Source organism: Phenylobacterium sp. (assembly GCF_044358365.1).
Lineage (GTDB): Bacteria > Pseudomonadota > Alphaproteobacteria > Caulobacterales > Caulobacteraceae > Phenylobacterium.
The window spans coordinates 56,864-66,363 of record NZ_JBIKNZ010000012.1 but is presented as its reverse complement, the minus strand read 5'-3'; the positions used below and the strand labels follow the sequence as shown (position 1 = coordinate 66,363).

The window sequence follows — 9,500 nt, the reverse complement described above, 5'->3', positions numbered from 1 at the left end:
TTGCGGCACGGCCATCAAGGCTCCCCAGCCAGGCCATGACCCCGTAGACAACCATAGACCAAGGTCAGTCCAACAACGAACCTGAGGCAACCGTGAAACCAATTAGACAACACTTTACTTAACCCCCCGTCGCCGCTGCGCGCCGACAGAATATGCATGATCTTCGGGATTGCCCGCTACCTTATGGAGGCCATCACCTCTCCTGCGGCAACACCACTGCGCCCAACAGCTCCTGCAAAACCGGCGTCTTTGGATAGGGCGGGTGGCGGTACTGGCGGAAGCCTTCGGCGTATTCGACGCCGGCGTTGCGGCCGACGCGGCGGGTCCAGGCGACCATGTCGGCCAGGTGGTCCACGATGCCGTGCTGTTTCGCCACCCAGTCGGCCTGGCTCTGGTGCTTGGCCAGCATGGCCTGTTTGGCGGCGAAGGTCGCGCTCACGTCCACGGTGAAGTGGCGGGGGATGCGTACGCCGTCACGGTCGCGGCCTCCGATGGAGTCCATGAAGTAGAGCGCCGGGATGTGATCGAGCGCCTGTGACGTACCGGTACGGTAATTTGCCACGGGCGCCGCGAAGCAGGCGTCGCGGGCCAGCAGGCTGATGGCCTCATGGTCCGGATGATAGTCGATGGGCGAGGCGGTGATCACCAGGTCGGGGCGGACGCGGCGAATGAGTTCCGTTACCGCGCGGCGCGAGGGATCGTCATTGAAGACGCCCAGGTCAGCGAACCCCAGGCAGAGATAGTCGGCGCCGATCAGGGCCGCGGCGGCGGCGGCCTCGGCCTGGCGGAGGGCGCCGGTTTGAGCCGGATCGTGCACGGCGGAGCCGCCCTCGCCCGCCGTGGCGGTGGCGATGGTCACCGCATGACCCTGGCCTGCCAGCAGCGCCAGCGTACCGCCGGCCAGGATCTCGATATCGTCGGGATGGGCGTGAACGGCGAGGACCCGGGCCATGCGCGCCTACCGGTCGAACTTGGTGGAAAGCACGATGGAGGAGTTGGTGCGCTCGACGCCCTTCACCGCGCCGATCTCGTCGATCGCGGCGTCCATCTCGGCGACATCGGCCGCCTCTACCGTGGCGATCAGGTCGAAGGGGCCGCTCACCGACTGAAGCCGCCGCACGCCCGGCATGCGCCTGAGGGCCGCGGTGACGGCGGCGGCCTGTTTGGGTTCCACGGTCAGCATGATGAAGGCATGGACGCGCGTAGACCCGTAGGCATTGGCCAGCCGAACCGAATAGCCGGCGATCACGCCGCTGCGTTCCAGTCGGGCGAGCCGGCTCTGGATCGTGGTGCGCGAGAGGCCCAGCGCCCGCGCAAGCTCGGCCACCGGCGCCCGGGCGTTTTCCCGCAACCGCGCCAGCAGGTGCTCGTCAAGATCATCCATCGTCGTTTCGCCGAAATGACTATTCGTTTCGCCGAGAATATCTCACCACTTCGCCGAAAGTGCAATTGTCATCGACTCTGAAGCCCGAAACTCTCGGGAGCAGGATGTCTGGAGGATGAACGATGCGCAGAGTGGCCATTATCGGAGCCGGGAAGATCGGGTCCACGGTCGTGGATCTTCTGGTGGCGAGCGGGGACTATGAAGCCCTGATCGTCGATCAGTCCGAAGACGCCCTGATGACATTTCGGGAGCGACCCGGCGTGTCTGCCCTGGCCATGGCGATCACCGGCGCCGATGCCCTGGCCGCGCGGCTGAAGGGCGTCTTCGCCGTGGTCAATTGCGCGCCCTACCACCTGACCACCGTCGTGGCCCGGGCGGCGAAGCTGGCGGGCGCCCACTATCTGGACCTTACCGAGGATGTAGCCTCCAGCCGCATCGTCCGCAAACTGGCCGTCGACGCGACCACCGCCTTTGTCCCGCAGTGCGGGCTGGCGCCCGGCTTCATCACGATCGCCGCCTGGGACCTGATCAAGCACTTTGACCAGTTGCATGACGTGCGCCTGCGGGTCGGCGCCCTGCCCCGGTATCCGTCCAACGCCCTGAACTACAATATGACCTGGTCGACCGACGGCGTGATCAACGAATACTGCGAACCCTGCGAGGCCATTACCGGCGGCGTGCTTAGGGAAACCCCGGCGCTGGAAGAGTGCGAGGCCTTCGCACTGGATGGCGTGGCCTATGAAGCCTTCAATACCTCCGGCGGCCTTGGCACGCTGTGCCAGACCCTTGAGGGCAAGGTCCGCAACCTCAACTACAAGACCATCCGCTATCCCGGCCACGCGGCGATCATGAAGGCGCTGCTGAACGACCTCAATCTGCGCAATCGCCGCGATGTGCTGAAGGACATCCTCGAGAACGCGGTGCCGGCGACCCTGCAGGATGTGGTGATCGTGTTTGTCACGGTCTCGGGCATGAAGGCCGGGCATCTGATGCAGGAGACCTATGTCAACAAGGTCTTCGCCAGGTCGGTGGGCGGTGAGGTGAAAAGCGCGATCCAGATCACAACCGCCGGCGCCATCTGCGCGGTGCTGGACATGCTGGCCGACGGCGCCTTGCCGCAGACGGGCTTCATCCGTCAGGAGGACATTCCCCTGCCGGCCTTCCTGGATAACCGCTTCGGACGCTTCTACGCGCCGCAAGCCACCCCCTTTCGCGACGCCGCCGAGTAGGTCATGACCGTCCAGATGAAGATCACCTCCGTCGCGGCGGACGCCGCCGCCGTTCTCCGCCGTCTCGGCGTGCAGGAAACGCTCTGGACCGGCGGCGCCCGGCCCGTTCGCTCTCCCGTGTCCGGCGAGGTGATGGCGCACGTGCATGACGCCGCGCCTTCGGACGTCGCCCGGGCCGTCGAGATCGCCCACGCCGCCTGGCTCGACTGGCGCAGCGTGCCCGCACCGCGCCGGGGCGAGTTGGTTCGCCTGTTGGGAGAAGAGCTGCGCGCCGCCAGGGCGGACCTCGGCGCCCTCGTCACCCTGGAAGCCGGCAAGATCACCTCCGAGGCGCTGGGCGAGGTGCAGGAGATGATCGATATCTGCGATTATGCGGTGGGCCTGTCGCGGCAGCTGTTCGGCCTGACCATCGCCACGGAGCGGCCCGAGCACCGGATGATGGAAACCTGGCGGCCGCTGGGCGTCGTGGGGATCATCTCGGCCTTCAACTTCCCCGTGGCGGTCTGGTCGTGGAATTCGGCCCTGGCGCTGGTCTGCGGCGACACCTGTGTGTGGAAGCCGTCGGAGAAGACCCCGCTGACGGCGCTGGCCGTGCAGGCGCTGTTTGAACGCGCGACAGCCCGGTTCGGCGCCGCGCCAGAGGGTCTGTCCGCTGTTGTGATCGGCGGGCGCGAGGTGGGTGAGGCGCTGGTCGAGCATCCTCTGGTCCCGCTGGTGTCGGCGACCGGGTCCACCGCCATGGGCCGCGCTGTGGGGCCGCGCCTGGCCGCCCGGTTCGCCCGCGCCCTGCTGGAGCTGGGCGGCAACAACGCCGCCATCGTGGCGCCGTCGGCGGATCTGGACCTGACCCTGCGCGGCGTCGCCTTCGCCGCCATGGGCACGGCCGGCCAGCGCTGCACCACGCTGCGGCGACTGTTCGTACACGAGAGCCTGTACGACGCCTTCCTGCCGCGCCTGAAGGCGGCCTATGCCTCGGTCAGGGTGGGCGATCCCCGCGCGCCCGACACCCTGGTCGGCCCTTTGATCGATCAGGCCGCCTTCGACCTGATGCAGCAGGCGCTGGCCGACGCCCGCGCCGCCGGAGGGATCGTGACGGGCGGGGAGCGGGTCGACGCCGGCGGCGGGCTCTATGTTCGCCCGGCGCTGGTAGAGATGTCGGGGCAAGCCGATGTCGTGAAGCGCGAGACCTTCGCGCCGATCCTGTACGTGATGCCATATTCCGATATGGCCGCCGTCATCGCCGCCCAGAACGACGTGCCGCAGGGCCTGTCGTCCTCGATTTTCACCAACGACCTGCGGGAAGCCGAACTGTTCCTCTCTGAACGTGGATCGGACTGCGGCATCGCCAACGTCAACATCGGCCCGTCCGGCGCCGAGATCGGCGGGGCGTTCGGCGGCGAGAAGGAAACCGGCGGCGGCCGGGAAGCCGGCTCCGACAGCTGGAAGGCCTATATGCGCCGCGCCACCAACACCGTGAACTATGGTCGCACCCTGCCGCTGGCGCAGGGGGTACGGTTCGAGGTCTAGAACGTAGCGCGCGTGAGGAGCGCTGCGGTCAAATCGCCCTCCACGAGTCAGGCGTGAGCGCGCAACTCCTGACGATCTTCGTTCAGGAAGTCGAAAAGACGCCTTAACGGCACGGGCCGGGCCACCAGATAGCCCTGCGCCTGGTCACATCCCATGGCCGACAGGAGGGAGAACTGATCGTTGGTCTCGATGCCTTCGGCCACCACCTTCAGCCCAAGGCTATGGGCCAGATCTATGGTGGAGCGCGCGATCAGGGCGCGGCGCGGCGCGGGCCTGATCGAGCCCGACCACAGCGCGCTCGATGGCAAGCCCCACGGCGCCGTCCTCGATCGGGGCCAGACCCACGCTAAGGGCCACGTCGATGACCTTCAGGGACTGGTGGATAGATCCGCCCGAGGTTGTACGGGTCAGTCCGGAAGCGCCGACCGCGTCCGACAGGCCGTCCTTTGGTGAGCGAAGCAGCACCCGCGCGGTCAGCGGGATGGCTGACAGCTGTTCCAGAGCGCGCATTTCCCGACCGTCCAGCCGGACAGCAATCACCACCCAGCCCATCAGTTCCGGCGACAGCACCGGCGCACTCACCATCTGAAACGGCTGCCCGCCAACCAGAAACACACCGGACGGGTCATCGGACGCCGCGAATGACCGGACGAGACGCTGGCGATCCGCCTCGGGGAGGTTTGCGCCGATCACCCGACCGTCCGTATCGACCATGAAGGCGAGATCAACTCCCATGCGGCGACGCAGGTTTACCACGGCGGAGCCGATCGCCGCCGCGTCGCGCGACGCGGCGGCCTTGCGAAAGCCGAAGTCCCGCGACAATAGCGTGGCGCCCTCGGCGAATCGTTCCGAACGCATGGTCCAGACGCGGTCAAACACTGTCCCGGTCGCGGCAAGTTGCATCCGGACCGGCCGTTGGGCCGCGCTGGAGATCTCCAGGAAGACCGCTGCCGAAATGATCAGAAGCACCGCGCCGAACATCGCGGCGTAGAGCACGGTCAAACGGGTTGAGAGCTTGCTGAACATTTCAGTAGCCGCCGCGCCGGAGCCACGGGGACTTCAGGACACCGGTCAACGCCAGGGTCAGGTTCCCGTTTGTCGGGAGAACCACACGACGAGTTTCGTCGCAATCATAGAGCTTGGGTTCAGAGGTGTGGGTCAAGGGGAAGGGACCCTAAGGTCTTGCCGCGCCCTGCACGCCAGCATCCGGGCGCACCGTCACGTCCGCGTCCGCAACAGGTCGACCGGCGCCTGTTGCAGGCGTTAGATCAAGCCCTGCCGCCCGCGAATTGCCCGCGAGACAGAGGACGACCGCAGAGAGCGCGAACCGAAGCCTGCGCTTCCCGCCTGCGCGCTCTTGGTGAATTCGCCGTAAAGCTTGATCTCAAAGGGAATGCACGGCAATCCAAACGCTTGTTTGGCGTCCGGCGCGCCCTATTCGAAAGATCGAGCCCTTGAGCACTTCCATGACGACCGCGCGCGCAGCAGGCGCGGCCGATCCGTTGGCGTCGGTGGACGCCCTGATCGAGGGCCTCGGCGGCGTCGGCTACATCGCGTCGCGCCGGATCGCGACCGCGCTCTACATGGCGGTGAATCTGCAGAAGCCGATCCTGGTGGAGGGCTCTGCCGGCGTCGGCAAGACCGAGCTGGCGCTTTCGACATCGGCCCTGCTCGGCCTGCCGCTGATCCGGATGCAGTGTTACGAGGGACTGGATGAGTCCAAGGCGCTGTACGAGTGGAAGTATGGCAAGCAGCTCCTCTACACCCAGATCCTGAAGGACCGGATGGGTGAGGCGCTGGCCGACGCGCCCGACATGGACGCCGCCATGGTTCGCCTGCACGGCATGGGCGACCTGTTCTTCTCCGAGCCCTTCCTTGAGCCCCGCCCGCTGATGAAGGCGCTGCGCGAGGACGACGGCTGCGTCCTGCTGATCGACGAGGTCGACAAATCGGACGAGGCCTTCGAAGCCTTCCTGCTGGAGGTGCTGTCGGCCTATCAGGTGTCGGTGCCCGAGCTGGGCGTGATCAAGGCCAAGACTCCCCCTCTGGTGTTCCTGACCTCCAACAACGTCCGCGACCTGGGCGACGCCTTGAAGCGCCGCTGCCTGCACCTGCATATCCCGCTGCCCGAGGCGTCGCTGGAAGAGCGCATCGTCGCGACGCGGGTGCCGGGTATCGAGGCGGGCCTGACGAAGGAGCTTGTCGCGTTCGTCCAGACCCTTCGCACGCTCGACCTGCGCAAGCCGCCGTCGATCTCAGAGACGGTCGACTGGGCCCGCGCGCTGATCCTGCTGCACGCTGACAGCCTGAGCCCCGACATGGTGCGCGACACGCTGAACGTGATCCTGAAGTTCGAGCAGGACATCGAGGCGATCGAGCCCCAGATCTCGGAACTGATGCACCGGCGATGAGCCCGCTCTCACCCTACCGCCGGGATGAGCGTTAGTGCAGCACACCCTCGAACAGTTTTTCCGCGCCTTGCGGGCCGCTGACGTCCGGATTTCTCCGGCCGAGGCGATCGACGCCAGCCGTGCGGTGCTGGTGACCGGTTATGGCGATAGGCAGCTGTTCAAGGATGCGCTCTGCGTGACCCTGGCCAAGACCGCCGACGAGGTGGATCGGTTCGAGGGCGTGTTCGAGACCTTCTTCAGCCGCGACCTTGTCACCCTGCCGCCGGGCGGCAAGGACTCAGAGCAAGGCGAGCCTTCAGAACAGGACATGGCACAGGCCGAGGGCTCGCCCCTGGCTCAGGCCGTACTGCAGGGTGACGCCACCGCCATCCAGCAGGTCATGGAATCCGCCGCGGCCCGCGCCAATGTCGCCGACATCCGCCTCACCACCCAGCGCTCGCGCCTGACGCGGCGGCTGCTGGAAGAGATGGGGCTGGAGGAGATCGAGCGGATCATCGCCAATGCCCGCCGTATGCCGGATGGCCAGGGCGAGGGCCTGGCCAATCGCCTGGACGAGGCCCGCCGCAGCCTGTTCGAGCAGGCCCAGACCTATGTGGCCCGGCAACACGACCTCTATGCCGCCGGCTCGGCCCGGGAATTGCGGGAGGAGCGGCTGCTACGCAAGCAGTTGAACGCCGATGGCGGGGTCGATCCTGTCGACTACGTCCTGATGCAGGCGATGGTGAAGAAGATGGCCAAGCGGCTGGCGGCCAAGTATTCGCGCCGCCGCCGGACCTCGCGAAAGGGGCATCTGGACGTCCGCAAGACCCTGCGCCGCTCCATGGGTTATGGCGGCGTGCCGTTCGAGATCCTCTGGAAGGTGAAGAAGGTCGACAAGCCGTCGATCGTGGCGATCTGCGATGTGTCGAAATCGGTGGCCGCCTCGGCCCAGTTCCTGCTGACCTTCCTCTATTCGCTGAACGAGGTGGTCGAGCGGATGGAGGCCTTCGCCTTCTCTGGCCGGATGATCAGCGTCAACGACATCCTGGATGACCACGGCGTCGACACCGCCATCCTCAAGGTGCTGCAGCAGATCGGCTTCCAGCAGACCGACTACGGCCGCTCGCTGCAGGATTTCGCCGAGCAGCATCTGGACAAGATCGACCGCCGGACCACGGTGATCTTCCTGGGCGACGGACGCTCAAACTTCGCCGACCCACGGCTGGACATCATGCGCCAGATCCACGATCGCGCGCGTGCCGTCATCTGGCTGAACCCCGAACCCGAGAGCTACTGGTCCCAGGGCGACAGCGTCATGCACCGCTATGCGCGCTTCTGCCATGTGGCCAAGCAGTGCGGGAACCTGGAGCAGCTGGAGCGCATCATCGAGGACGTGCTCAGGAGCTACGTCCCGCGCTGACGTCCTCGGCGCGTTTGATCTTGAGCGCGGCGGCGATGTCCTCGTGGCGTGTCCGCGTGATCACGTAGGGCAGCAGCATCACGGCGGAGACGATGGCCAGGATGGCGGGCAGCGGCCCCCACAGGATCATCAGGTGTCGGATCAGGTCTTCCGGCAGGACCGCGCCCACCTGACGGCCGGCTTCCTTGGGGAAGCGCAGGATATCCAGGGCGACACCGGCCAGAAGTTGGCCGATCCCGGCGGCCGACTTCGCGGCAAAGCCCAGCCCTGCGAAATAGAGCCCCTCGCGACGGGCGCCGAACTTCACCTCATGCTCGTCGGCCGCGTCGGCCATCATCGAGGGATAGGCGATGGCCAGGAAGCCCGTGCCGACGCCGGCGATGAAGATATTGCCTGCCAGCCAGGGCAGGGCGTCCGTTCCGGTCGGGGTCAACACGCCTGCAGCCCTCAGGCTGGGCAGAGCGATCCAGGTGGCGATGACCATGGCCAGACCCAGCAGGACGGCGGACCGCTTTTCCAGCCGTCGGAGCAGCAGCGGCGTGATCGGCACGCCGATCAGCAGGCCGAAGAGGTAGGCGAATGTGATCGTCTGGATCGTCGCCGGCTGAATCCGCCAGGCGAAGACATAGGCGTGGCTGTTCAGCGTCGCGTTCATGCCGACGCCCACATAGATCACCAGGGCCGAGAAAAAGAGCGTCCGGAACGAGGCGTTACGGAAAATCTCGAGGAGCTCCGGTCCCAGGGAGCGCAGCACGGATTGCCTCGCCGTTATCGGCTGCGGAAGGCTGGCTGCGAAGCGCCAGATGCCCAGGCAGCAGATCGCGCCGCCGACCAGACACATCGCCGCCATGGTCCAGCCGAACGGCGGATAGTTGGCCTGTCCCTGCAATCCGCCCGACCGGGAGAAGAATATGGAATAGGCCAGGATCGTGATCAGCACGCCGACCAGAATGCCCGCCACTGTGCGCCAGGCGACGACACTGGATCGCTCCACATAACCGTCGGCCATCTCCGCGCCGAGGGCGAAGTAGGGAAGGTTGAACACGGAGGCGAACCCTCGCAGCGCCATCTTCATCACCGTCAGCCAGAGGAACAAGACGAAGGGCGCCAGGGCCAGAGGCGGCGCGAACAGCAGGCCGAGCGTCAGGGCCATGAGCGGCGCGCCCATCAGCATCATCGGCAGCCGTCGCCCGAACCTGGAGCGGATATTGTCTGACCAGGAGCCGATCAGCGGATCCAGAATGGCGTCGATGACCGTGCTGATGGCCAGCGCCAGACCGACCATGCTGCCGGAAAGCCCCAGCACCGCCGTGTAGTAGAAGAAGATGAAGGGCGCGACCGTGAGGTAGCCCGACTCCACCGTCTGCCCGAAGGCGTAGAAGAACTTGAGGCCGATTTTCAGCCGGGGTGGATCGGAAGGTGTCGCTGCGGGTGAACCGACTGCGCGCTCATCTGCCAGATCCAAAGACGTTTCCCCTTGAAGTCATTGTGTTTGCGAGACGGTAGGCTCTGGGGGGCCACTGGCAACCGTGACCTTGCGTCATGCGGTG

9 protein-coding genes are annotated in these 9,500 nt (G+C 66.2%); 4 read left to right on the top strand and 5 right to left on the bottom strand.

Annotation, left to right across the window (positions count from 1 at the left end; all coding sequences use genetic code 11):
• Positions 1-193: 193 nt before the first annotated feature.
• Together ACIQ3B_RS05560 and ACIQ3B_RS05555 are read right to left on the bottom strand one after the other, a co-directional pair.
• On the bottom strand, positions 194-952 hold the full coding sequence (locus tag ACIQ3B_RS05560; protein WP_397400438.1) for a PIG-L deacetylase family protein: 759 nt from the start codon (positions 950-952) through the stop codon (positions 194-196).
• A gap of 6 nt (positions 953-958) precedes the next feature.
• Positions 959-1,384, bottom strand: coding sequence for an Lrp/AsnC family transcriptional regulator (locus ACIQ3B_RS05555; protein WP_397400436.1), 426 nt, complete (start codon positions 1,382-1,384; stop codon positions 959-961).
• 122 nt (positions 1,385-1,506) lie between these two features.
• Here ACIQ3B_RS05555 and ACIQ3B_RS05550 point away from each other — a divergent pair, with 122 nt between their 5' ends.
• Both ACIQ3B_RS05550 and ACIQ3B_RS05545 read left to right on the top strand, forming a co-directional pair.
• Entirely contained in the window at positions 1,507-2,613 is a 1,107-nt protein-coding gene (locus ACIQ3B_RS05550) for a saccharopine dehydrogenase C-terminal domain-containing protein (RefSeq protein ID WP_397400434.1), read from the top strand.
• Positions 2,614-2,616: 3 nt separating this feature from the next.
• On the top strand, positions 2,617-4,140 hold the full coding sequence (locus tag ACIQ3B_RS05545) for an aldehyde dehydrogenase family protein (protein ID WP_397400432.1): 1,524 nt from the start codon (positions 2,617-2,619) through the stop codon (positions 4,138-4,140).
• 47 nt (positions 4,141-4,187) lie between these two features.
• On the opposite strand, the gene ACIQ3B_RS05540 is transcribed toward ACIQ3B_RS05545, so the two are convergent.
• Together ACIQ3B_RS05540 and ACIQ3B_RS05535 are read right to left on the bottom strand one after the other, a co-directional pair.
• A complete protein-coding gene (locus tag ACIQ3B_RS05540) occupies positions 4,188-4,448 on the bottom strand; it encodes an EAL domain-containing protein (protein ID WP_397400430.1) in 261 nt (86 codons plus the stop codon).
• Positions 4,360-5,166, bottom strand: a complete 807-nt coding sequence (locus tag ACIQ3B_RS05535) for a cache domain-containing protein (RefSeq protein WP_397400428.1) — start codon at positions 5,164-5,166, stop codon at positions 4,360-4,362. The genes ACIQ3B_RS05540 and ACIQ3B_RS05535 overlap by 89 nt, the downstream gene beginning before the upstream one ends.
• 440 nt (positions 5,167-5,606) lie before the next feature.
• Between ACIQ3B_RS05535 and ACIQ3B_RS05530 the strand changes: the two genes are divergently transcribed.
• Positions 5,607-6,551 carry an AAA family ATPase gene (locus ACIQ3B_RS05530; RefSeq protein WP_397400426.1) on the top strand — a complete coding sequence of 315 codons (945 nt, stop codon included), beginning with the start codon at positions 5,607-5,609 and terminating at the stop codon, positions 6,549-6,551.
• 34 nt (positions 6,552-6,585) lie between these two features.
• Entirely contained in the window at positions 6,586-7,950 is a 1,365-nt protein-coding gene (locus ACIQ3B_RS05525; RefSeq protein ID WP_397400424.1) for a VWA domain-containing protein, read from the top strand.
• Here ACIQ3B_RS05525 and ACIQ3B_RS05520 read toward each other — a convergent pair.
• Positions 7,928-9,415 carry an MFS transporter gene (locus ACIQ3B_RS05520; RefSeq protein WP_397400422.1) on the bottom strand — a complete coding sequence of 496 codons (1,488 nt, stop codon included), beginning with the start codon at positions 9,413-9,415 and terminating at the stop codon, positions 7,928-7,930. The two genes, ACIQ3B_RS05525 and ACIQ3B_RS05520, sit on opposite strands and share 23 nt — an antisense overlap.
• Between the last annotated feature and the right edge of the window lie 85 nt (positions 9,416-9,500).